This window comes from Herbaspirillum sp. SJZ099 (genome assembly GCF_007828355.1).
GTDB lineage: Bacteria > Pseudomonadota > Gammaproteobacteria > Burkholderiales > Burkholderiaceae_D > Herbaspirillum.
This window is the reverse complement of record NZ_VIUO01000006.1, coordinates 200,093-223,843: the sequence shown is the minus strand read 5'-3', so window position 1 is coordinate 223,843 and position 23,751 is coordinate 200,093. Positions and strand designations below refer to the sequence as shown.

Below are 23,751 nucleotides of genomic sequence, written 5' to 3'. Positions count from 1 at the left end.
CAGGCGCGGCAAGCAATACGGAAAGCATGGTTATGAAAATAAAAGTACTCATCGTTGACGACTCCGCGCTGATTCGCAGCGTGATGCGTGAAATTATCGGCAGCCAGCCGGACATGGAAGTGGTAGGCGTGGCGCCCGACCCGATCATTGCCCGCGAACTGATCAAGCAGACCAACCCGGACGTGCTGACGCTGGACGTCGAAATGCCGCGCATGGACGGCCTGGATTTCCTGGAAAAGCTGATGCGCCTGCGCCCCATGCCGGTGGTGATGGTGTCTTCGCTGACCGAGCGCGGCTCGGAAATCACCTTGCGCGCGCTCGAACTGGGGGCGATCGATTTCGTCACCAAGCCCAAGATATCGATCCAGAGCGGCATGCAGGAATATGCCGACATGATTGCCGACAAGATCCGGGCCGCCTCCAAGGCGCGGGTAAAGGCCCGCGCGCCGCGCGCGGCCGAGCAGGGGCATGTGCCGGGCGAGGCCTTGCCGCAGATCCGCAATCCGCTCACCAGCAGCGAAAAGCTGATCATCATCGGCGCTTCCACCGGCGGCACCGAAGCCATCAAGGAGTTCCTCATCCGCATGCCCTCGGACTGCCCCGGCATCCTGATCACCCAGCACATGCCGGAAGGCTTTACCCGTTCCTTTGCGCAGCGCCTCAACAACCTGTGCAAGATATCGGTGACCGAATCGGCCGGCAACGAACGCGTACTGCCCGGCCATGCCTACATCGCCCCCGGCCACTCGCACCTGAAGCTGGTGCGCAGCGGCGCCAACTACATGACCCAGCTCGACCAGGGGCCGCCGGTCAACCGCCACCGGCCATCGGTGGATGTGCTGTTCCAGTCGGCCGCGGCCTGCGCCGGCAAGAACGCCGTCGGCGTGATCCTGACCGGCATGGGCAAGGACGGCGCCCAGGGCATGCTGGAGATGAAGGGGGCCGGCGCCTACAATTTCGCCCAGGATGAAGCCTCCTGCGTGGTGTTCGGCATGCCGCGCGAAGCCATCGCAATCGGCGCCGCGCACGAGGTGCTGTCGCTGCAGGCGATGCCGGGCAGGGTGCTGGCATGGCTGGCCGAGCACGGCAGCCGGGCGTTGCGCGTATAAAACACGGCGGCAGCGCCGATTCCACTGCCATTTTCGTGGTTGCTGCACTACAATGCCGTGGCGCAGAAGAGGGGCGCATGGACGGAATGTCGCGTGCGTACGGAATAAGAAAGCGGGACGGTTCAAGTTCGCATGCGGGCTTGCCGTTAACCAAGAAATCAATTGATCAGATGGAGTCTTAGCATGTCGGGTCCCAATACCAAGTTCTTAGTCGTCGATGACTTTTCGACCATGCGCCGCATCGTGCGCAACCTGCTCAAGGAATTGGGCTACACCAACGTGGACGAGGCCGAGGATGGCGTGCAGGCGCTGCAAAAGTTGCGCAGCGACCAATTCGACTTCGTCGTCTCCGACTGGAACATGCCCAACATGGACGGCCTGACCATGCTGCAGGAAATCCGCAAGGACCCGTCGCTGTCCAAGCTGCCGGTGTTGATGGTCACGGCCGAAGCCAAGAAGGAAAACATCGTGGCCGCCGCCCAGGCCGGCGCCAACGGCTACGTGGTCAAGCCCTTCACCGCGGCGACGCTGGACGAGAAGCTGGCCAAGATTTTCGAAAAGATGGCCGCAGGTGGCTGAGGTGAGCGAGGACGCAAACGCCCCAGCCACGGGCGTGCTCAACGAGGAGGTACTCTCCCGCATCGGGCACATGACGCGCAACCTGCACGACAGCCTGCGCGGCCTGGGTTTCGACCGCTTGCTGGAAAGGGCCGCCAGCGACATGCCGGACGCGCGCGACCGCCTCGAATACGTGGCGCGCATGACCGAACAGGCGGCGCAGCGCGTACTCACGGCCACCGAGCTGGCCAGCCCGCTGCAAGAGCGCATCAAGGATGGCGCCGCCGAACTCAAGGCGCAGTGGGATGCGGCGGGGGCATCGGGCCTGTCCGAAGCGGGTTATCTGGCGCTGGGAACGAAGACATCGGCATTCCTGGCCCAGGCAGTCGAGGACAGCAGCGTCACCAAGCAGCAATTGCTCGATATCATGATGGCCCAGGATTTCCAGGACCTGACCGGGCAGGTGATCAAGCGCGTCACCCAATTGGCGCACGATCTGGAGTCGCAATTGGTGCAACTGCTGGTGGATTATTCGCCCGGCGAGGCGAAGAAGGAAGACACCGGCCTCCTGAACGGGCCTCAGATCGACCCGGCCGGCAAGGATGTGATCGCCAACCAGGGGCAGGTCGACGACCTGCTGGAAAGCCTGGGCTTCTGAGAAAGCGCGGCAGGCCGTTGTCGCAATGGCAATGGCCTGGTCTTGCGGGATGCAGCGACGTGCGAAATGCGCGAAACGCGCGAAACGCACGATGCGCCGGGGCGCATCCCTGGCGATGCGGCATTCCCGGCGAAAATCCGGCCGGAGCAGGTCGGATGTTGTCGTTCCAGCCTTTTTTCTTTCCTTTTCGATACGATCCGTTTTGCCACAGGCAGAGACTTGTGTTTTTGCCTAGTCCGAAATGGGGGACCTTTTTGCCCCTATTCCCCTGATGATACCGATGCCGGCTCCCCAATAATTCTGGCTATCGTTCTCGAAATCCGTCTATCAATCGGGAATGCAGTTTATGCAGGGGGATTCGGCAAATGGCCGACGACAGCGACATGGAGCGGACCGAGCCCGCCACGAGCAAACGTCTTGAGCGTGCTCGTGAGCAGGGCGATGTGCCACGTTCGCGTGAAATGGCGACGTGCGTGCTGCTGCTCATCGGCGGTTGCTGCGTATGGATGTTCAGCGGGCCGCTGGTGACCAGCCTGGACCGCATCATGGTCGCCGCCTTCACTTTCGAGCGCGCCGCGGCGTATGACCATATCGTGCTGTTCGACATGCTCAGCGCGCACTTCGTCGATGTCGCCATCGCCATCATCCCGATCGCATTCCTGATGACCCTGGCCGCGGTGGCTTCGCCGTTGATTCTCGGGGGCTGGCTGTTCAACACCGAGTCGCTGCTCCCCAAATTCAGCAAGCTCAACCCGGTCAAGGGCTTCACCAATATGTTTTCCCTCAATTCGCTGGCCGAATTGCTCAAGGCCGTGCTCAAGACCTTGCTGGTCGGCACGATCGCCTGGCTGGCGATCAAGAGCCAGATCGACGCGGTGATGGGGCTGGGCGTCGAGTCGATCAAGACCAGCAGCCAGCATTCGGCGCACCTGCTGTGGGTCAGCTTCATCATCATCGTGTCGTCGCTCATTTTCATCGCCATCCTGGACGTGCCGTACCAGATCTGGAACTACGGCAAGAAGCTGCGCATGACGCGCCAGGAAGTCAAGCAGGAACACAAGGAAGCCGAAGGCGACCCGCATATCAAGGGCAAGATCCGCGCGATGCAGCGCGCCATGGCCCGCCGCCGGATGATGGCCGAGGTGCCGACCGCCGACGTCGTGGTGACCAACCCGACCCACTACGCGGTCGCGCTGAAATACACCGAGGGCAAGATGGGCGCGCCCAAGGTGGTGGCCAAGGGCGCCGACGACATCGCCGCCAAGATCCGCGAACTGGCGCGCGAGCACAAAGTGCCGCTGCTGGAGGCGCCGCCGCTGGCGCGTGCGCTGCACACCCATACCGAAATCGGCGACGAGATTCCGGAAGCCCTTTATACCGCCGTGGCCGAAGTGCTGGCCTATGTCTTCCAATTGCGCACCTACGGCCAGTTTGGCGGCCACCGGCCGACCGAGCCGACCGAGCTTCAGGTGCCCAGTGAACTCGATCCGGCCACGGCGACCAAGTCGCGGGCGGCGCGGCGTAGAACGATGCAATGACTATGGCCAAACTCAATACCATGAAACTGCCGGCCTGGGTGCCGGTGAAAAGCTCGCGGGCGATGGCCGCGCCCATCCTGATCGTCATGATGCTGGCGATGATGGTGTTGCCGTTGCCGGCCTTCATGCTGGACCTGCTGTTCAGCTTCAACATCTCGTTGTCGGTCATCGTGCTGATGACGGCGCTGTACACCGTCAAGCCGCTGGACTTCATCGCCTTCCCGGCCGTGCTGCTGGTGTCCACCATGCTGCGCCTGTCGCTCAACGTCGCCTCGACCCGGGTGGTCCTGACCGAGGGGCATACCGGGCCTGACGCGGCCGGCAAGGTGATCGAAGCCTTCGGCCACTTCCTGATCGGCGGCAATTACACGGTCGGCATCGTCGTGTTCGTGATCCTGACCATCATCAACTTCATGGTGGTGACCAAGGGCGCCGGCCGTATCGCCGAAGTGGGCGCGCGTTTCACCCTGGATGCGATGCCGGGCAAGCAGATGGCGATCGACGCCGACCTCAACGCCGGCCTGATCGGCGAGCCCGAAGCCCGGGCCCGCCGCAAGGAAGTGGCGCAGGAGTCCGAGTTCTACGGCGCCATGGACGGCGCCAGTAAATACGTGCGGGGCGACGCCGTGGCCGGCATCATCGTGACGGTGGTCAACATCGTCGGCGGCCTGGTGGTCGGCATGGTGCAGCACGACCTGGCATTCGACACCGCACTGAAGAACTACACCTTGCTGGCCATCGGCGACGGCCTCGTGGCGCAGATCCCTTCCCTGATCATCTCGACCGCGGCCGGCGTGGTGGTCTCGCGCGTGGCCAACGACCAGGACGTGGGCGGGCAACTGATCAACCAATTGTTCGCCAAGCCGGAAGTGCTCTACATCACCGCCGTCATCATCGGCGGCATGGGCCTGATTCCGGGAATGCCGCACTTCGCGTTCATTGTCCTGGCCGCCGCCATGGCCGGCAGCGCCTACGTCATCGGCAACCGCAAGGAACTGGCCAAGACCGCCGCTGCGCAACCGGAATCGGTCACCGCCGCGCCGACCCAGGAAACGGAAGAAGCCACCTGGCAAGACGTCATGCCGGTCGATACGCTGGGCCTGGAGGTCGGTTACCGCCTGATTCCCCTGGTCGACAAGGCGCAAGGGGGCGAGCTGCTCAAGCGCATCAAGGGCATCCGCAAGAAATTCGCGCAGGAGGTCGGTTTCCTGTCGCCGCCCATCCATATCCGCGATAACCTGGAACTGAAACCTTCGGCCTACCGCATCACCCTCAAGGGCGTGGAAGTGGGCAAGGGCGAAGCGCATGCCGGGCAGTATCTGGCCATCAATCCAGGCATGGTCACCGGGCCGTTGCCGGGCATGATGACCAGCGATCCGGCGTTCGGCCTGCCGGCGGTGTGGATCGACAACAGCCTGCGCGAACAGGCTTCCACGATGGGCTATACCGTGGTCGATGCCGGCACCGTGGTGGCGACCCACCTGAACCACCTGATCACCACCCATGCGGCCGAACTGCTGGGGCGCCAGGAAGTGCAAAGCCTGCTGGACCACCTGGCCAAGGAAGCGCCCAAGCTGGTCGAGGACCTGGTGCCGAAGATGCTGCCGCTGGGCACGCTGCAGAAGGTGCTGCAGAACCTTCTGCTGGAAGGCGTGCACATCCGCGACATGCGTACCGTCATCGAAACGCTGGCCGAGCATGCGGCGCGCATCCAGGAGCCCAACGAGCTCACCGCGATCGTGCGTATCGCGCTGGGCCGCGCGATCGTGCAACAGATTTTCCCGGGCGACAGCGAACTGTCCGTCATGACCCTGGATGTCAAGCTCGAGCGCTTGCTGCTGCAGGCCTTGCAGGCCGGCGGCGACAGCGGCGGCATCGAACCCGGCCTGGCCGATTCGCTGGTTGCGCAAACCGAACAGGCGGCGCAGCGCCAGGAGCAACTGGGCCTGACGCCGGTATTGCTGGTTCCCGCGCCGTTGCGCGCATTGCTGTCGCGCTTCCTGCGGCGCGCCATGCCGCAGTTGCGGGTGCTGTCCCATTCTGAAATACCAGATTCGAAAACGATTAAAGTTACCAGCCTAGTTGGAGGGCAAGCATGAACGTCAAGAAATTTATCGCCAATTCGTCTCGCGAAGCGTGGCGCCAGGTACGTGAAGCGCTCGGCCCGGATGCCGTCATCCTCTCCAATCGCAACATTCCCGACGGGGTGGAAATCCTGGCGATGGCCAATGAGGACATGACCACGCTGGTGGCTCCCGGAGCCGCGCGCGAAGCGGTGACCCGGCCCCAGGCGGCATCGCTGCAGCAGCAGTCGGGCTTGCCGCCGGCGCCGCCATCCAGGCGCCCGGCCTTGCTGTCCTCGCCGCTGGCGCAGCAGCCGCCGCGGGCGCCGCGCGCCGAATCCGGGCCGTTGCTGGACCAGCAGCCGATCGGCCTGATCGCTCCCAGACCGGCCGAGCCAGCCGCGCCTGCCGACGCCCGTGTCTGGCGCAGCCGCAGCAGCGACCAGCGCCGTGCGCGCGATGCGGAGCAGCAAGGCGGGCAGGAGCAGGCCCCGCGCTCCTCGCTACCTGAATTCGACGGCAAGGATTATGATGAGATCCTGTCGGAAGTGATGAGCGAGATCCGTTCCATGCGCGGCGTGCTGGAAACGCAACTGGCGGAGATTTCCTGGGGCGGCACGCAAAAGCGCGAGCCCCTGAAGGCCCTGGTCATGAAGGAAATGCTGGCGGCCGGTTTCAGCGCCAGCCTGTCGCGCCTGATCACCGAAAACCTGCCCAACAACTCCAAGTCGCAGGACATCATGTTCTGGGTCAAGTCGGTGCTGGCGCGCAACCTCAATACGCTGGCCAGCGAAAGCGAATTGCTGGAAAACGGCGGCGTGTTCGCCATGGTCGGGCCGACCGGCGTGGGCAAGACCACGACGACCGCGAAACTGGCGGCGCGTTGCGTGATGCGCCATGGCTCCGGCAAGCTGGCGCTGATCACGACCGACGGCTACCGTATCGGCGGCTACGAGCAACTGCGCATCTACGGCAAGATCCTGGGAGTGATGGTGCACTCGGTCAAGGATGAAACCGACCTGCGCATTGCGCTGGAAGAACTCAAGGGCAAGCATACCGTGCTTATCGATACCGCCGGCGTGGGCCAGCGCGACCAGATGGTGGCCGAGCAGGAGGCGATGCTGGCCGGCGCCGGCGTCGACATCAAGCGCTTGCTGTGCCTGAACGCCACCGCCACCGGGGGCACCCTCAACGAGGTGGTGCATGCCTACTCGGGCTCGGGCCTGGCCGGCTGCATCGTCACCAAACTGGACGAGGCGGCCACCATCGGCAATGTGCTCGACGTGGTGATCCGCCACAAGCTCAACCTGCACTATGTGGCCAACGGCCAGCGGGTGCCGGAAGACCTGCATGTGGCCAACAAGCTCTACCTGGCCGACCGCGCCTTCAAGCAAAAGCGCGAAACCGCGCCGTTCGAATTCCAGGAGGGCGAGTTGCCGGTGGTGGTGGGGCCGACCGCGCTTTCCATGAATGACAAAGGCTTGCGAGAGGTGACCTTTGGCTAGTTACGACATCGACCAGGCGGCAGGACTGCGCCGGATGCTGGAGCGTCCGGTGCCGCGCCTGTTTACCTTTTTGTCGGTACTGGGCGAGGAAGAGAAGAGCGCGATGCTGATCAACCTGGCGGCATCGCTGAGCCAGGCCGGCCATCAGGTGCTGCTGGTTGACGGCGGCGTTGCGTCATCGGGCTTGCTGACGCGCATCGGCCTGCGCCACGATGTCGCCACGCTGCAGGAAGTCGCCCGCATGGAGCGGCCCTTGCATGAAGCGGTGCGCCTGCTTCCTGAGGGTTTTTCGATGGCCCGCATCGCGCGCCGCGCGGTGCCCGCGGCCGGCCATCCGCAAGCGGGCCGGCTGGTCTCGATCTTCGATACGCTCATTGAGCAGGCCGAAATCACGCTGGTCAACGGCGTATTGGCGGAGGATGACTCGTTTCCGGTATCGACCATGGAAATGGGGGAGATCGTCATCCAGCTCTCCACCAGCGCATCGTCGATCAAGGCCGCCTATGTGCTTTTGAAGAGCTTGACCGACAGGATCGGGCGCCGTCCGTTCAGCCTCATCATCAACGATGCGACCGAAGCGGAAGCGCAGACCGTCTATGCCAACATGGCGCAGGCGGCCAGTCGTTACCTGGCGGCGCAATTGAATTTCCTCGGATCGGTTCCGGCTGACGATCATATCCGGCGCGCCTGCGGGCAAGGCAGGGCGGTGATGGACGTGTTCCCGTTCGCGGGCGCGTCGATCGCCTTCCATCGCTTGGCCAAGCAACTGGCAGGGCAGGATGCGGCAAAAAGCGCTTACGGCATGGCAACCGACGGTGCAAGTCTCGGAGTGTGACGTGCATGTATAACGTCAAGGGAAAAACAGGCAAGAACGATTTGCTGGAGCTGCATGCGCCGCTGGTCAAGAAGCTGGCGCATCAGCTCAAGGCGAAGTTGCCCCCTAGCGTCGAGGTGGACGACCTGATCCAGGCCGGCATGATAGGCCTGCTGGACGCGGTCAACCGTTATGAGGAAACGCACGGCGCACAGTTCGAGACCTATGCCGTGCAGCGCATCCGCGGCGCCATGCTGGACGAGTTGCGCAGCAGCGACTGGCTGCCGCGCAGCATCCGCCAGAACGCGCGCAAGGTGGAAGATGCGATGCAGGCGCTGCTGCAGAAACTGGGGCGCCAACCGCAAGAGAACGAAGTGGCGCAGCACATGAAGCTCAGCCTGGCCGAATATCAGGCCATGCTCACCGATTGCGGCGGCCACCAGTTGATCTACTATGAAGACTTCCACGATGACGACAGCGGCCATGAGCATTTCCTCGATCGCTACCAATCGGCCGAAACCGACAATCCGCTGCAGAACCTGATCAACGGGGGCTTTCGCGAGGCCGTGGTCGAGTCGATCCGGGCCTTGCCGGAGCGCGAGCAAATCCTGATGGGTTTGTATTACGAGCAGGAGATGAACCTCAAGGAAATTGGCGCCGTCATGGGCGTGTCCGAATCGCGCGTATGCCAGCTGCACAGCCAGGCGATATCGCGCATGCGTTCCTACCTGCGCGAGCATGCCTGGTCCGGGGTGGCCTGAATCCCGCTGCTGATGCGCCCCATGGCGTGGTCAGGGCACGGCAATCACAGAAAAACGGCATGTACTACCGTAACGCCGCTTAGTTAAGGCAAACTCTCTCGCGCAATCATCAAGAGTCCGTTCGGGCTGAGTAGGCCCGCCAGGGCCGTATCGAAGCCAGCATGCCGGCGTCAGCGGGTCTTGCCTGCCCTTCGATACGCTGCTACGCAGCTACTCAGGGCGAACGGAGTCTGAACTCCACAAACAAAAATGCCGTTCAGCGCTTAACTGAACGGCATTACGGTATGCACCGGGCTTTTTTATATGGCTTGCGCCGATTCCCGGTCGAGGAACCTGCGGTCGGATTTACACCACGCCAAGGCGGCGGCCGACCGATTTGATGCTGCTTTGGCCATCCGGGCCATAGAAGTTGCCCGCGTTGGACTTGCCTTGCAGGATGGTCAGCGCGCTTTGGTTGATCGACAGTTTCTTGCCGATCAGGAGGCCGTTGACGCGGTTCAGTTCCTTGGCGTCTTGCGCCAGGTCGAACAGGGCAGCCCAGATTTCCTTGTCGTCATCCGAACCTTGTTCATTCATCCACTGTTGCATGCCGCTTTCATCGTCGGCATAGCCAAGGCTGGCCAGGAGCTGGTGGCGCTGGCCGGCGAGGGTGGTCATTTCGGCAACGATGGTGGCCTTTTCGCCGATGAGGTCGGTCATGCCTTCGGACGCGGTCTCGGAGAGCAATGCTTGCTCCTGGCGCAGTTTTTCAACCAGCCGGGCCAGCGCCGTTTTTTCCTGTGTCAGGCTGTGTGCCGGGTTGCTCATGGTCTGTGATGGTTCGTGCGAATCCGGGTTAGGCCTTGCGCGCGTTGATCAGCGTCTGGACGGTATCGAACAGGCCGCTGGCGACCTTGTCCGGGTCGACCTGGAAAGTGCCGTTGGCGATGGCCGCCTTGATTTCCGCGACCTTCTTGGCATCGAAGCTGCCGTTGGCCTTGGTTTCCAGCGACTGGTAAGTGGCCGACAGGCGCACGTTGTCCGAGGCGGCGGCCGTCGAGGCTGCGCTGTTGCCGGTTTGCGCGCCCGGACGCGGCTGGGCCTGGGTTTGCTCGGTGGTGCGTCCGGAGGTGGATTTCAGGGCGTCATTAACATTCACGGCAGTATTCCTTGTAGGGTGAGGGTGCTTCGCACCGCCTGTCGCTTTGATTATCGGCTATTTTTCCGCAAACTTTAACAACTGGCGCCGCAATTTGAACCCTGTCGCCATCTTTCCTGGCATCCGTTCGATGCGGGTTCCTGGAAGAAACATATTGCCCTGTATTAATAGTTGATTTCCAGAATGCCGCCTGCCTTGGCAATGCCGCTGACCACCTGTCCGGCCGCTGTCCGCGCTTGCGCCATTTGCCCCTCGGAGGCGTTGGACAGGGCGCGCGCCTCGGTTGAGATCTGGAAGCCGGGACCATTGGAGACGACGCGTACCGGCTGGCCTTGCTGCACCACGCGCTGGTTGCGCACGGTATCCATGCGCAGGGGAGTGCCGGCGCGCACCGACATGGAGGCGACTCGCCCGACGGCCTGGGATTCGTCGGTAATGATGCCGTTAGGCAATCCCGACAAATCGCCGCGCATGCGCGTGACGTCGGCGGCGCTGATGGTTTGTCCCTGGACCAGCGGCACGGCCGCCACCAGGTAATCCGATACCACCCGGACGTTGGCGCGCACATAAACAGTCCACGGGGAGGGCGCCACGCATTTGATACCGATGGTGGTCCTGCCCCACAGGCGCGCGCCATTCGGCATGAAGGCTTGCGGTTCGATGCAGGCGTTCAGGTTCAGGCGGGGATCCACCGGATCGACATCGACGGTGACGCTGCCCGGCAAGCCGGAGGTCTGCGTCTTGAGGAATTGCTCGGCGACCTGCTGCAGCGCCGGCAAGTCCTGGCGCTGGGGGGCATTCGGGTCTGCTTGGGCGAACGCGCCTTGGAAGCCGCAAGCCAGCAGGGCGAGGACGGCCGCGGCATGGCGCAATACGCGGGAAGGCTGTTTCATTTTGTGCAACTCGCCCCGGACGGGGCATTGGCGAATCTTGGCAGCAATGTTACTTCGCGCGCGCGAGGTCAAAAGCAGGAACAAGGGAGGCTTTTCTCTGCTTATCGCCCATTAAACTTCCGGGGGCAACCGTATGATCGAGCTTATGTAATTCCATCATCGGCGCAGTCCGCGATAACTTGAGCGGCGCCGGCATTCCAGGAGGGCCAGATGGTCTCAAAGCTCGACGACTATTTCCGCTTCAACGAACTGGCGCTGAACCTGCGGGCCCAGCGCCAGCAGGTGCTGGCATCCAATATCGCCAACGCCGATACCCCGAATTACAAGGCGCGCGACGTCAATTTCGCCGATGCGCTCAAGAATGCGCTGGACAATAAATCGACCGCGTTGCCTCCGCTGCGGTTGGCGCGTACCGCTGCGGCGCACGTCGCCGGCGAGGCAGCCGGTTCGGGCGAGGGCAGCATTGGCGGTTCGCCGCTGCTGTACCGCACCGCGACCCAGGGCAGCGTCGACGGCAATACCGTCGACATGGACGTCGAGCGCAATGAGTTCGTCGACAACGGCATTCGTTACGAAGCCGGCGTCACCGCAGTCAACGGCCAGATCAAGGCCATGATTAACGCCATCCAACCGGGTTGATAAGCCATGTCCCTCTCTAATATCTTCAATGTTGCCGGCTCGGCCATGAGCGCCCAGGCGCAGCGCCTGAATGCCGTGGCGAGCAATATCGCCAACGCCGACAGCGCCACCAGCCCCGACGGCACGCCCTACAAAGCCAAGCAGGTGGTGTTCCAGGCGATCCCGGTCGGCGACGTCAAGGACAGCGGCGTGAAGGTCGCGGCAGTGGTCGAAGACCAGGCGCCGCCCAAGCTGGTCTACGATCCCAAGCACCCGATGGCCGACGCCAACGGCTACGTGGCGATGCCCAATGTCAATCCGGTCGAGGAAATGGTCAACATGATCTCCGCCTCGCGCTCTTACCAGACCAACGTGGAAACGATGAACACCGCCAAGTCCATGCTGGTTAAAACCCTCACCATCGGCCAATAGGACTCTAGCCCATGACCACCGTATCTTCCGACCTGCTGACGGCCATGAACGGCACCGGCGGCACGAGTTCCTCCAGCGGCTCGGGCGGCCTCAACGACAATAGCGCAGATGCGATCCAGAACCGCTTCCTGACGCTCTTGATCGCGCAGATGAAGAACCAGGATCCCAGCAACCCGATGGACAACTCGCAGCTGACCACGCAAATGGCGCAACTGTCGACCGTCTCGGGCATCAGCCAGCTCAATACCACGCTGTCGACCCTGATGGGCAACCTGAGCTCCTCGCAGGCGCTGCAGTCGGCCAACATGATCGGCCACAGCGTGCTGGCGCCGGGCAACAGCATCCAACTGACCTCGGACACAACCAAGGCCGAGGACGGCACCGAAACCACGACGCAAAAGGCGGTGTTCGGCGTGCAGCTGGATTCGACGGCGTCTTCGGTCATCGTCACCGTCAAGGATTCCACCGGCGCCGTGGTGCGCACGATGGACCTGGGGCCGCAGGCGGCTGGCACGATGCCGGTGATCTGGGATGGCACCAACGACGTCGGCAGCAAGGCCGCGGACGGCAATTACACCTTTACCGTGACGGCCGCCAACAACGGCGTCGGCGTGAATGCGACCGCGCTCGCATTCGGCACCGTCGCCAGCGTGACCACGGCCGCCGATGGCAGCATCAAGCTCAACGTCTCGAACATCGGCACCATCAAGCCGACCGACGTCGTGCAAATTCTTTAATCGTCATTACCGACAGGGAGCAACAAATGGGTTTTCAACAAGGTTTGAGCGGACTGAACGGCGCGGCAAAGAGCCTGGATGTCATCGGTAATAACGTGGCCAACGCCAGCACCGTCGGCTTCAAGGAAGCGCAGGCGCAGTTCGCCGACATGTACGCCAATTCGATGAACCGTTCCGGCAATTCGCCGGTAGGTATCGGTGTGATGGTGGCCAATGTGGCCCAGGCGTTTACTCAGGGCAATATCTCCACGACGAACAATCCGCTGGACATCGCCATCAATGGCGACGGATTTTTCCAACTGGCATCCAGCCCGGACAGCAAGGCGCCGATGTATGGCCGCAATGGCCAGTTTGAACTGGACAAGAACGGCTACATCATCAATCCAAGCATGAATGGGGCTTACCTGATGGGGTATGCCGCAGGCGTGTCCGGCGGCGACCCGGTCGCGCTGAAGATCGATACCTCGGCAATGCCGGCCACGGCTACCACCAAAGTCAGCACCAAGGTGAACCTGGATTCGCGCCAGAGTGTGCCGACCGTGACCCCTTTCGATCCGGCCCAGCCGAATTCGTACAATAACTCGACCGGTGTGACGATGTACGACAGCCTCGGCAATCCGTACAGCGTGCAGACTTACTATGTGAAGAATGCGACCACAGGCACCCCGCCGACCACCACCTGGGATATTTACGCGACCATCGATGGCACAACCGTGACCAACGGCGCAACGCCGCCGGCTCCCTTGGCCATCGGCACGATGACCTTCGACTCTACCGGCGCGATGACCGCGACCACCGGCATGACGCTGGACATGACCAATTACACCAAGGCTGGCGGTACCTTCCCGGGAACCATCGCTTTGTCGTACACCGGTTCGACCCAGACCGGTTCGGCTTTCGTCAACCTGGCGCAAAGCCAGGATGGCATGATGCCGGGTACGCTCTCGAGCTTCTCGATCGCCAAGGATGGCAGCATCATCGGCTCCTACAGCAACCAGCAAACCAAGACTCTGGGGCAGGTGGTCCTGGTGAATTTTGCCAACCCGAACGGCTTGCAGCCGATCGGCAACAACCTGTACCAGGCGACTGCAGAAGCCGGCTCCCCGCTGGTCGGTACGCCTACGAGCGGCAGCTTCGGCACGTTGCAATCGCGCGCGGTGGAAGACTCCAACGTCGACCTGACCGCCGAACTGGTCAACATGATCGTGGCCCAGCGCGTCTACCAGGCCAACTCGCAAACCATCAAGGTGCAGGATACCGTCTTGCAGACCCTGGTCAGCATGCGCTGATCGGGTGATGGGCGCGCCTTCCGGGGCGCATATGCTTCACAGCCGCCGGCCGCGCCGGCGGCCGGTTTCAATCAGCGGCAGAGCCAGGCTTTGCCGCGCAGAGGGGTTCTATGGATCGTCTGGTCTACACAGCGATGTCGGGCGCCAAGCACACGCTCGAGCAACAGGCCACCGCCAGCAACAACCTGGCCAATGCCACCACCACGGGTTTTCGCGCCCAGCTCAATACGTTCCGTTCGGCGCCGGTGGTGGGCGACGGCTTGCCCACGCGCGCCTTCGTGGTGGACTCCACGGCGGGCAACGATTTCTCGCAAGGCCCGATCCAGGACACCGGTCGCGCGCTCGACGTAGCGGTGCAGGGCCGCGGCTGGATCGCCGTGCAAACGGCCGATGGCGGCGAGGCCTATACCCGCAACGGCAGCTTCAAGACCACTGAGAACGGTATCCTGCAGACCCAGTCCGGACAGCCTGTGCTGGGCGACGGCGGCCCGATCACCATCCCGCCCGATGTGACGGTGGCGATCGCTGCCGACGGCACCGTGTCCACCATCCCGACCGACGGCATTCCGAATGCGGTCAACATCCTGGGCCGCATCAAGCTGGTCAATCCTGACGACAAGAACCTCAAGCGCGGCGACGACGGCATGTTCCGCACCATCAACGGCGGCGCCGCCCAGCCCGATGCCAATGTGCGGCTGGCCAGCGGCGCGCTGGAAGGCAGCAATGTGAACGTGGTGGAGGCGATGGTCAATATGATCAACCTCTCGCGCCAGTTCGAGATGAACATGAAGATGATCCAGACCGCCGAAAGCGATGCGACCAAGGCGACCCAGATCCTGTCCTTGACCTGACTATCCTGATTGCCTCGGTGTAATCGCCGATTACCGGAGAAATAAATGATTCGTTCCCTTTGGATTTCCAAGACTGGCCTGGATGCGCAGCAGACGCAGCTGGACGTGATTTCGAACAACCTGGCCAACGTCAGCACCAACGGTTTCAAGCGTTCGCGCGCCGTGTTCGAAGACCTGCTGTACCAGACCGTGCGCCAGCCCGGCGCGCAATCGTCGCAACAGACCCAGCTGCCGTCGGGTTTGCAGATCGGTACCGGCGTGCGTCCGGTGGCGACCGAGCGCATCTTCACGCAGGGCAACGTCAACCAGACCAACAACGACAAGGACCTGGCCATCCAGGGCGCGGGTTTCTTCCAGATTCTGCTGCCGGACGGCACCACCGCCTATACCCGCGACGGCTCCTTCCAGACCGACAACCAGGGCCAGCTGGTGACCTCCAGCGGCTACACATTGCAGCCGCCGATCACCATTCCCCTCAATACCACCAAGCTGTCGGTCGGCCGCGACGGCACCGTCTCGATCATGCAGGCCGGTTCGACTGCCAGCACGCAGATCGGCACCATCCAGGTGGCGACCTTCATCAACCCGGCCGGCCTGGAAAGCCGCGGCGAGAACCTGTATGTGGAAACCTCCGCATCGGGCACGCCCAACCCCAATACGCCGGGCACCAATGGCGCCGGCGCGCTGTGGCAAGGCTATGTGGAAACCTCGAACGTCAACGTGGTGGAAGAACTGGTCAACATGATCCAGACCCAGCGTGCCTATGAAATCAACAGCAAGGCGATCACCACCTCGGATCAGATGCTGGCCAAGATTTCGCAGTTGTAATCGTCACGCAGTTGAATGGGGAGTTAGCAGTTTGAAGAAGGAAGAGGCAAATATGAATCGCTTGCTGAAGTTCGCCGCCGTAGTGGGCACATTGGCCGTCGCCGGCTGCAACACCGTGCCCGAATCGATCGTCAAGGGGCCGATGACGGCGCGCCCCCAGCCAGCGTCGTATGCGCCAGCCACGTCCGGCGCGATCTTCCAGTCGGCAGTCTATCGGCCGTTGCTGGAAGACCGCCGTGCGCGCCTGGTGGGCGATACGCTGACCATTGTGATCAATGAAAGAACCAGCGCAGGCAAGACCGCCGGCAGTTCGGCCAGCAAGACCGGCACGGTCGCATCGCCGGCGCCGACCATCTTCGGCACCACCATCAAGGAACTGTCGGCCAGCGGCACCTCTTCCAACAAGTTTGAAGACAAGGGGGCAGTCAGCTCCAGCAATACCTTTACCGGCACCATCGGCGTGACCGTCACGGAGGTGCTCCCTAACGGCAACCTGGTGGTGAGCGGGGAAAAGCAGGTGGCCCTCGACAAGGGGGTGGAATACGTACGCTTTTCGGGCACCGTGAGTCCGGACAATATCCAGACCGGCAATACCGTTTCCTCGACCGTGGTGTCCGACGCCAAGGTCGAATACCGCACCAATACCCGCGTCGACATGGCGGAGTTCATGTCGTCGCTGGGACGTTTCTTCTTTAGCGTGTCTCCTTTCTGATGTGGGGTTTTGTCATGTTCGTGGAAAGGTTTTCCGCTGTTAACCTGGTTCGCAAGGGGCTGTTGGCCGTTGCGGCGGGGCTGTGCGTGGCCGCAGCCATGCCGGCGCATGCCGAGCGCCTCAAGGATCTCGCCAGCATCCAGGGCGTGCGCCAGAACCAGCTGGTCGGCTACGGTCTCGTGGTCGGCCTTGACGGTAGCGGCGACCAGACCACCCAGACCCCGTTTACCGTCCAAAGCGTGATCAGCATGCTGCAGCAGCTGGGCGTGAACGTGCCGACCGGCACCAGCAACAACATGCAGTTGAAGAACGTGGCGGCGGCAATGGTGACGGCGACCTTGCCGGCCTTTGCGCAGCCGGGCCAACTGATCGACGTCACGGTTTCTTCCATCGGCAACGCCAAGAGCATCCGCGGCGGCACGTTGCTGATGGCACCCCTGAAAGGCGCCGACGGCCAGATCTACGCAATCGCCCAGGGCAACGTCGTGGTCGGCGGTGCGGGCGCCTCGGCCGCGGGCAGCAGTACCACCATCAACCATCTGAGCGCCGGGCGCATCTCGGGCGGGGCCACCGTGGAGCGCGCGGTTCCCAGCGCGCTGGGCGGCGGGGACGTGGTCATGCTGGAGCTCAACGACAACGACTTTTCCACCGCCAGCCGCGTGGTGGATGCGCTCAACAAGCGTTTCGGTTCGGATACCGCGGTGGCGCAGGACGGACGGGTGATCCGCGTGCGCGCGCCGATTTCCAGCGGTGACCGCGTGGCCTTCCTGGGCGCGCTGGAAAACATCGATGTGACGCCCGGCAAGCTGTCGGCCAAGGTCATCCTGAACGCCCGCACCGGCTCGGTGGTGATGAACCAGAGCGTGATGCTGGAGACTTGCGCAGTGTCGCACGGCAACCTGTCGGTGGTGATCCAGGCCGACAATGCGGTGAGCCAGCCCAACGCTTTTGCCGGCGGGCAGACCGCAGGCGTCCAGAACGCGCAGATATCGATCAACAAGGAGCCCGGCAAGGTCATGCTGCTCAAGGGCGGCGCTTCGTTGGCCGATGTGGTCAAGGCGCTCAACGCCATCGGAGCGACGCCGCAGGATCTGCTGGCGATCTTGCAAGCCATGAAGGCGGCCGGTTCGCTGCGCGCCGAGCTTGAAGTGATTTGATCGCCGGGACGGCGCTGATGCAACAAGGCAGCAAGGACGAAGCCGCACTCGGCTTTGCCAACAGATAACTGATCGCCAATCAAGGTACTTCATGCTCAACAAGATCAACCCATCCAATCCGACCGACAATCTGGCTGTCGATGCGAATGGGCTGAACAGCCTGCGCGAGGCGGCGCGGCAGAATGGAAATTCGCCGGAGGCGATCAAGGGCGCGGCCAAGCAGTTCGAGGCGCTGTTCCTGAACATGATGATGAAAAGCATGCGCGACGCCACGCCGCAGAATGGCCCGTTCGATAACGAACAGACCAAGATGTTCACCTCCATGCTGGATCAGCAGATGAGCCAGAACCTGGCGCAGCGCGGCATCGGCCTGGCCGATGTGCTCACGCGCCAGCTGTCGGCCGCATTGCCGAAGAAGTTGCCGGATGCGCAAGACCTGGAGCAACAGCAACTGGACGACGGTTTGCCGATGAACATCCCGCTGGCCAAGGACATGAGCGAGGCCGACCGTGCCAGGTTCGTCCAGAGCTTTGCCAGCCAACAAGCCGCCGATGGCGCCGACCGCGACGGGCAGGGGCGCAACAAGCGCCGTTCCAACAAGCCCGCCCACGTCGAGGCCTTCCAGAGCCGCCTGCAGGCAGATGCCGAAATAGCCAGCCGCATGACCGGCATTCCGGCCAAGTTCATGCTGGCCCAGGCGGCGCTGGAAACCGGCTGGGGCAAAAAGGAAATCATCTCCCGCGACGGGCGCTCGGCGCACAACCTGTTCGGCATCAAGGCCACCGGCAATTGGAAGGGCAAGGTTGTCGAAGCGACCACGATCGAATACATCAACGGCAAGCCGCAAAAGCGCGTGGAAAAATTTCGTGCTTACGATTCGTATGCCGACGCTTTCCGCGACTACGCCAATTTGCTGCGCAGTAACCCGCGTTACGAGAAGGTGCTCGCCAGTGCGCAAGACGCGCACGGATTCGCCTATGGCCTGCAACGCGCAGGTTACGCGACCGATCCGCACTATGCCGAGAAGCTCTCCCGCATCATCCGCCAATCCTTGTCGGCATAAGAACCGGCTCATACGCTTATCGGGAGTGGTTCGATGGCCCGATGGCATGGTGAATACAGGTTTTTAGCACGCGTACAATGCCGATCGGGTGCCGTCCGGCAACAAAAACGGACGGCCCGATCTAAAGTTTTTGTAAAGCGTGCCGTAGACTTGGTTATTCCGTTAAAGAAGATCCAGCATGGCAACCAATATCTTTAGCATCGGTCAGAGCGCGTTGCAGGCAGCGATGGCGGCGCAAGCCACGACCAGCCACAACATCTCGAATGCGACCACCCCCGGCTACAACCGCCAGGTTGTCGTGCAAAGCACGGCCGGCGGCATCAACTATGGTTATGGCTTTGTCGGGCAGGGTACCCAGGTTGCCGAGATCAAGCGCGTCTATAACGATTTCCTGGTCAAGCAGCAGCTGGCATCGCAGACCACGGCCAGTTCGCTGGACTCCTACTATTCGCAGATCTCCCAGCTCGACAACTTGCTGGCCGACAGTGACGCCGGCTTGTCGCCCGCGCTGCAGGATTTCTTCAAGGCTGTCCAGAACCTGGCCTCCAATCCGAATACCGATGCCTCGCGCCAATCCGTGCTGTCGATGGCTTCCACCCTGGTGGCGCGCTTCCAGAGCCTGAACGACCAGATGGCGCAAAGCCGCACCAGCGTCAATAACCAGATCACTTCGACTGTGAGCACGGTCAACTCGTATGCAGCCCAGCTGTCCGAGCTCAACAAGGCCATCGTCAAGGCGCAAGGCGCCGGCGGCGGCCAGGCGCCGAACGACCTGCTGGACCAGCGCGACCAGGTGATCGCCGAGATCAACAAGTATGTCAAGGTCAGCATCGTGCCGCAGGACAGCGGCGCGGTCAGCGTGTTCATCGGTTCCGGCCAGCCGCTGGTGATGGGCGACCAGGTGACCACGCTGGTGGCCACGCCTTCGGTGGATGACGTCTCGCGCCTGCAGATCGGCTATCCGGTGGCCGGCGGTAAAACCGCCATCATTCCCGACAGTTTCTTCTACGACGGCGGCAGCCTGGGCGGTTTGCTCAAATACCGCACGGAAACGCTCGACCCGGCGCAGAATTCCCTGGGCCGCATCGCCACCATCCTCGGTTCCACCTTCAACGACCAGCAAAAGCTGGGCCTGGACCAGAACGGCGTGGCCGGCACCGACTTTTTCAACATCGCCAAGCCGGCGGTGTCGGGCAAGTCGACCAATAGCGCCACCGCGTCCATGACGGCGACCATTACCAACGCCTCGGCGCTGACGACCAGCGACTACACGCTGTCTTATGACGGCACCAACTACACCGTCACCCGCTTGTCCGACAATACCCAGACCGTGATCAACCCGGCTGCCGTGCCGGCGCCGGTGGTGGATGGAGTGTCATATTCCGGGGTGACCATGGCCGCTGGCGACAGCTTCAGGATCAAGCCCACCGTCGATGGCGCCGCGCAACTGTCGCTGGCGCTGAACAATACCCAATTGATCGCGGCTGCGGCGCCCATCGTCACCGGCGGCAATGCCGCCAGCAGCGTAGGCCTGACGACGGCCGGCAATACCGGCAGCGGCGTCACATCCAACACGGCGCTGGATACCTCGGTGTTCGTGCAAGGCTCGACACTGGGTTTTGCCGTCACTACCGGTGGCGGCGGTCAACTGCAACTTACCGGCACTTGGGCGGGGGTGACTCCCGCGCCATCCATCATCGTCACCGCCCCCGACGGCACATCGTCCACGGTAGCGGCGGGTACGGCATTCGATTATGTCCCGGGCTCGACCCTGAGCAGCGGCGGGGTCAGTTTCACGCTGTCGGGCACGCCGGCTACCGGCGACAATTTCAATTTCGCGCCGGTGGCGGGCAACAAGGGAACGGCCTCCATCAGCGCCGGCTCGGTCGACTCCAGTTATCTGGCATCGCCGCTGACCGCGCCGGTGAAGATGACCTATTCGACCACCGCGCCGGTCGGTTTTGCGATTTCCCCGGCGGTGCCGGCGGCCGGCGGCGTCATTACCCACAAGGATGGCACGACTACGCCCATCGCCGGCGGCGCGACCTCCTTGCCGTATGTCCCCGGCGATTCCTATACCTTCGGCGGCATGACGTTCGCCATCAGCGGGCAACCGGCCAACGGCGACCAGTTCACCATCTCGCCCAATACCAACGGCACCGCCGACAACCGTAACGCGCTGTTGCTGGCAGGCTTGCAGACCAAGAACACCATCGGCAATACCACCTATCAGGGCTCGTATTCGCAACTGGTGGCCACCATTGGCAACAAGACCAACGAAATCAACGTGACCAACACCGCCGAGAAGGCGCGGTTGGCATCGATTACGGCGGAACAGCAATCCGAGTCCGGCGTCAACCAGGATGAGGAACTGGCCAACATGATCAAGAACCAGCAGCAGTACCAGGCTGCGGCCAAGATCATCCAGGCGGCCAGCGATATGCTCAACGTGCTGTTCACGTTGGGTAATTGATCGAGGATTTGAAGGAATACCGACATGCGTATCAGTACCCAGATGTTGTATCAGATGAGCAATAACGATCTGACAAACATGCAAAGCCAGCTCCTCAAGCTGAACCAGCAGGTCTCGGCCGGCCAGAAGGTATTGGTGCCGTCGGACGACCCGGTAGCATCCGCCCGCGCGCTGGACTTGAAGCAGAGCCAGGATCTCAACGCCCAGTACAAGATCAACCGCCAGAACGCCAACAGTTCGCTGGCGCAGGTTGCCAGTACGCTCTCCAGCTTCACCGACATGCTGACCAAGCTGAAGTCGGACGTGATCAAGGCTGGCAACCAGTCGTTCAGCAATGCCGAACGCACCAACCTGGCCGCCGAGCTCAAGGGCAACTTCCAGGAAGTGCTGGGCTATGCCAATGTCACCGATGGCCAGGGCAATTATCTGTTCTCCGGCTTCAAGAGCACCACCCAGCCGTTCACGCTGGATGGCAACGGCAACGCGGTGTACAACGGCGACCAGGGCGCGATGAGCTTGCAGGTCGATTCGTCGCGTCAGATGGAGATCAGCACTTCCGGGCAATCCATCTTCCAGGGCAATGGCCAGGATATCTTCCAGACCATGAACAACCTGATCAACGTGTTGTCGATGCCGGTGACCGAGGCCGCCAACCAGGCTGACGAAACGGCGGCCAATACTTTTGAATATCCGGCCGGCTCGGGGCAGTTTCCGATCCAGGCTTACAAGACCGCGCAGGCGACGCTGGATGCGACCGATCCCAACGATCCAGCATATGCCGCTAATTTTTCCGCTGCTGCCGCCGCCAAGCTCAAGGCCGACGCCGCCGAGGCGGCGCGCACTCCGGTGACCGGCAGCCAGGCTTACCTGACGAAGCAGCTGGCCAAGTTCAATACGCAATTCGACGGCATGATCAACAACGTCGGCACCGCCACCGCATCGGTCGGCGCGCGCCAGAATGAACTCGACAGCCTGGACGCCGCTGGCGAGACCAAGAATGTGAACTACACGGCGACGATCAACGACCTGCTGGGCCGCAATACCTCCGACATGTCTGAACTGATCAGCGATTTGACGCTGAAGCAGACTTACTTGGCGGCGGCGCAAAAGGTGTTCGTGTCGACCAGTAGCCTGACGTTGCTGAACTACCTGAAGTAAGAAGCGAGAAGCGGCATGGCGCGCATCGGGTGCGCAGGCGCAAGAAAAGAAAAAGGCGAACGATGTTCGCCTTTTTTCATTCCGGCGACCCGTCCTGAATTAGGATTATGTTGACACTTTCCGGCGAGGGGAGGGGGTGTCGAATGGCGCAACGGATACGGCGTGGCCAGCGGGATTACAGCCTGCTGGGCCGGTGCGGCCGGGCGCCTGGGGTTCAGGGTTTGGGGGCGGCGCCGATAGGCGGCACGCTGCCCAGCAGGCGCACCATTTCGATACCGTCGGAGAGGAAGTGCTGCAGCGGCGTGAGCATGTAGGGCAGGCCCATGCCGATCAGGATGAAGCCGGCCAGCATGGTGATCGAAAAACCGATGCCGAACAGGTTCAGCTGCGGCGCCGCGCGCGTCAGGATGCCCAGCGCAAAGTTGGTGATCAGCAGCGCGATGAGCAGCGGCAGCGACAATTGCAGCCCCATGCTGAACACCCGCGCGCCCCACAGGGCCAGGCTGTGGAAGCCTTCGGCGGTGATCGGCTGGGCGCCGATGGGCAGGGTATGGAAACTGTCTGCCATGACCGAGAGCAGGATCAGGTGGCCGTTCAGGCTTAGGAACACCATGGTCGCCAGCAGCGAATACACCTGGCTGACCACCGAGGTGCGGCCCTGGGTCTGCGGATCGAAGAAGGCGGCGAAGGACAGGCCCATGGTGGCGCTGGTGAGTTCGCCCGCGGCTTCGACGGCGGCGAACACGATACGCATGGCAAAGCCCATGGACAGGCCGATGACCAGTTGCTGGGCCAGGATCAGCAAGCCGCCCATCGACATCGGGTCCAGCGCGGACGGCACCGGCACGTCGGGGGCGATCACCAGCGCGATCGCGATTCCCAGCATCACCTTGACCAGCATGGGGACGCTGGCGCTGCCGAACGGCGGCGCGATCGCCAGCAGGCCCAGGATACGGGTAGTCGGCCAGATGAACATGGCGATCCACGTATAGAGTTGCTGGCTGGTGAAATTGATCATCTGACGCTGTGTCGCGGGCCGGTTGCGATGCCGGCCTGCAAAGGAGGATGGACGCGCGCTGCGCGGCCTTATTGGACCATGGCGGGGATGCCGCTGAACATGGTGCGCATGTAGTCCAGTATGACGGTGAGGATCCACGGACCGGCGATGATGAGCGCCAGGAACACGCCGACCAGCTTGGGAATGAACGACAGGGTCTGTTCGTTGATCTGGGTGGCAGCCTGGAAAATGCTGACCAGCAAGCCGATGATGAGCGCCGTCAGCAGCATCGGCGCGGCGATCATCAGGGTGACTTCCATGGCCTGGCGGCCCATGCTCATGACGCTTTCAGGAGTCATCTGGCTCTCCGGAGGGGGTGATGGTGAAGCTGGTCATGGC

At 62.5% G+C, this 23,751-nt stretch carries 24 protein-coding genes; 19 read left to right on the top strand and 5 right to left on the bottom strand.

The features are described from left to right. The first annotated feature begins 32 nt into the window (after positions 1-32). The 8 genes from FB597_RS14790 to FB597_RS14755 all read left to right on the top strand — a co-directional run bounded on the left by FB597_RS14790 (position 33) and on the right by FB597_RS14755 (position 9,006). On the top strand, positions 33-1,109 hold the full coding sequence (locus FB597_RS14790) for a chemotaxis response regulator protein-glutamate methylesterase (protein WP_141915766.1): 1,077 nt from the start codon (positions 33-35) through the stop codon (positions 1,107-1,109). 183 nt (positions 1,110-1,292) lie between these two features. Continuing rightward, complete coding sequence (gene cheY / locus FB597_RS14785) at positions 1,293-1,688, top strand: chemotaxis response regulator CheY (protein ID WP_050466451.1); 396 nt, start codon at positions 1,293-1,295, stop codon at positions 1,686-1,688. Next, positions 1,681-2,325, top strand: coding sequence for a protein phosphatase CheZ (cheZ, locus tag FB597_RS14780; RefSeq protein WP_141915763.1), 645 nt, complete (start codon positions 1,681-1,683; stop codon positions 2,323-2,325). Before cheY ends, cheZ begins: the two co-directional genes overlap by 8 nt. Positions 2,326-2,690: 365 nt before the next feature. Beyond that, on the top strand, positions 2,691-3,863 hold the full coding sequence (gene flhB / locus FB597_RS14775) for a flagellar biosynthesis protein FlhB (protein WP_141915760.1): 1,173 nt from the start codon (positions 2,691-2,693) through the stop codon (positions 3,861-3,863). A 2-nt stretch (positions 3,864-3,865) separates the two neighbouring features. Then, positions 3,866-5,962, top strand: a complete 2,097-nt coding sequence (flhA, locus tag FB597_RS14770; RefSeq protein ID WP_141916065.1) for a flagellar biosynthesis protein FlhA — start codon at positions 3,866-3,868, stop codon at positions 5,960-5,962. Continuing rightward, positions 5,959-7,431: a flagellar biosynthesis protein FlhF gene (gene flhF, locus FB597_RS14765; RefSeq protein ID WP_144769935.1), complete on the top strand. Its 1,473-nt coding sequence runs from the start codon at positions 5,959-5,961 to the stop codon at positions 7,429-7,431. Before flhA ends, flhF begins: the two co-directional genes overlap by 4 nt. A 34-nt stretch (positions 7,432-7,465) precedes the next feature. Further along, positions 7,466-8,266, top strand: a complete 801-nt coding sequence (locus tag FB597_RS14760) for a MinD/ParA family protein (protein ID WP_141916064.1) — start codon at positions 7,466-7,468, stop codon at positions 8,264-8,266. A 5-nt stretch (positions 8,267-8,271) separates the two neighbouring features. Then, positions 8,272-9,006 carry an RNA polymerase sigma factor FliA gene (locus FB597_RS14755; RefSeq protein WP_141915755.1) on the top strand — a complete coding sequence of 245 codons (735 nt, stop codon included), beginning with the start codon at positions 8,272-8,274 and terminating at the stop codon, positions 9,004-9,006. A 345-nt stretch (positions 9,007-9,351) separates the two neighbouring features. Here the strand turns inward: FB597_RS14755 and FB597_RS14750 are convergent, their stop codons facing one another. From FB597_RS14750 to flgA, 3 genes are all read right to left on the bottom strand, one after another. Next, positions 9,352-9,813: a flagella synthesis protein FlgN gene (locus FB597_RS14750; RefSeq protein WP_141915752.1), complete on the bottom strand. Its 462-nt coding sequence runs from the start codon at positions 9,811-9,813 to the stop codon at positions 9,352-9,354. Between the two features lie 28 nt (positions 9,814-9,841). Further along, the gene (gene flgM / locus FB597_RS14745) at positions 9,842-10,144 is read right to left on the bottom strand and encodes a flagellar biosynthesis anti-sigma factor FlgM (protein WP_144769934.1); all 303 of its coding nucleotides are present in this window, start codon (positions 10,142-10,144) and stop codon (positions 9,842-9,844) included. Positions 10,145-10,308: 164 nt separating this feature from the next. Beyond that, the gene (flgA, locus tag FB597_RS14740; RefSeq protein WP_183405853.1) at positions 10,309-11,037 is read right to left on the bottom strand and encodes a flagellar basal body P-ring formation chaperone FlgA; all 729 of its coding nucleotides are present in this window, start codon (positions 11,035-11,037) and stop codon (positions 10,309-10,311) included. Between the two features lie 210 nt (positions 11,038-11,247). Between flgA and flgB the strand changes: the two genes are divergently transcribed. From flgB to flgL, 11 genes are all read left to right on the top strand, one after another. Continuing rightward, entirely contained in the window at positions 11,248-11,676 is a 429-nt protein-coding gene (flgB, locus tag FB597_RS14735) for a flagellar basal body rod protein FlgB (RefSeq protein ID WP_141915748.1), read from the top strand. 6 nt (positions 11,677-11,682) lie between these two features. Then, complete coding sequence (gene flgC / locus FB597_RS14730; RefSeq protein WP_141915746.1) at positions 11,683-12,087, top strand: flagellar basal body rod protein FlgC; 405 nt, start codon at positions 11,683-11,685, stop codon at positions 12,085-12,087. A gap of 11 nt (positions 12,088-12,098) precedes the next feature. Beyond that, positions 12,099-12,824 carry a flagellar hook assembly protein FlgD gene (locus FB597_RS14725; RefSeq protein ID WP_141915744.1) on the top strand — a complete coding sequence of 242 codons (726 nt, stop codon included), beginning with the start codon at positions 12,099-12,101 and terminating at the stop codon, positions 12,822-12,824. Positions 12,825-12,850: 26 nt separating this feature from the next. Further along, positions 12,851-14,113, top strand: coding sequence for a flagellar hook protein FlgE (gene flgE, locus FB597_RS14720; protein ID WP_141915742.1), 1,263 nt, complete (start codon positions 12,851-12,853; stop codon positions 14,111-14,113). A 110-nt stretch (positions 14,114-14,223) separates the two neighbouring features. Further along, complete coding sequence (gene flgF / locus FB597_RS14715) at positions 14,224-14,964, top strand: flagellar basal-body rod protein FlgF (protein WP_141915740.1); 741 nt, start codon at positions 14,224-14,226, stop codon at positions 14,962-14,964. A gap of 45 nt (positions 14,965-15,009) precedes the next feature. Next, on the top strand, positions 15,010-15,792 hold the full coding sequence (gene flgG, locus FB597_RS14710; protein WP_141915738.1) for a flagellar basal-body rod protein FlgG: 783 nt from the start codon (positions 15,010-15,012) through the stop codon (positions 15,790-15,792). 52 nt (positions 15,793-15,844) lie between these two features. Further along, positions 15,845-16,504 carry a flagellar basal body L-ring protein FlgH gene (locus FB597_RS14705; protein ID WP_144769933.1) on the top strand — a complete coding sequence of 220 codons (660 nt, stop codon included), beginning with the start codon at positions 15,845-15,847 and terminating at the stop codon, positions 16,502-16,504. Positions 16,505-16,602: 98 nt separating this feature from the next. Next, positions 16,603-17,661: a flagellar basal body P-ring protein FlgI gene (locus tag FB597_RS14700; protein ID WP_255464040.1), complete on the top strand. Its 1,059-nt coding sequence runs from the start codon at positions 16,603-16,605 to the stop codon at positions 17,659-17,661. Between the two features lie 91 nt (positions 17,662-17,752). Beyond that, entirely contained in the window at positions 17,753-18,724 is a 972-nt protein-coding gene (gene flgJ, locus FB597_RS14695) for a flagellar assembly peptidoglycan hydrolase FlgJ (RefSeq protein ID WP_141915732.1), read from the top strand. A 178-nt stretch (positions 18,725-18,902) separates the two neighbouring features. Then, positions 18,903-21,197 (top strand): flagellar hook-associated protein FlgK, encoded by a 2,295-nt coding sequence (flgK, locus tag FB597_RS14690; RefSeq protein WP_141915730.1) that lies wholly within the window; start codon positions 18,903-18,905, stop codon positions 21,195-21,197. Positions 21,198-21,221: 24 nt separating this feature from the next. Next, on the top strand, positions 21,222-22,355 hold the full coding sequence (gene flgL / locus FB597_RS14685) for a flagellar hook-associated protein FlgL (protein ID WP_141915728.1): 1,134 nt from the start codon (positions 21,222-21,224) through the stop codon (positions 22,353-22,355). A 214-nt stretch (positions 22,356-22,569) separates the two neighbouring features. Here the strand turns inward: flgL and fliR are convergent, their stop codons facing one another. Then, positions 22,570-23,373 (bottom strand): flagellar biosynthetic protein FliR, encoded by an 804-nt coding sequence (gene fliR / locus FB597_RS14680; protein WP_141915725.1) that lies wholly within the window; start codon positions 23,371-23,373, stop codon positions 22,570-22,572. 68 nt (positions 23,374-23,441) lie between these two features. Continuing rightward, a complete protein-coding gene (fliQ, locus tag FB597_RS14675; protein ID WP_141915724.1) occupies positions 23,442-23,711 on the bottom strand; it encodes a flagellar biosynthesis protein FliQ in 270 nt (89 codons plus the stop codon). Between the last annotated feature and the right edge of the window lie 40 nt (positions 23,712-23,751).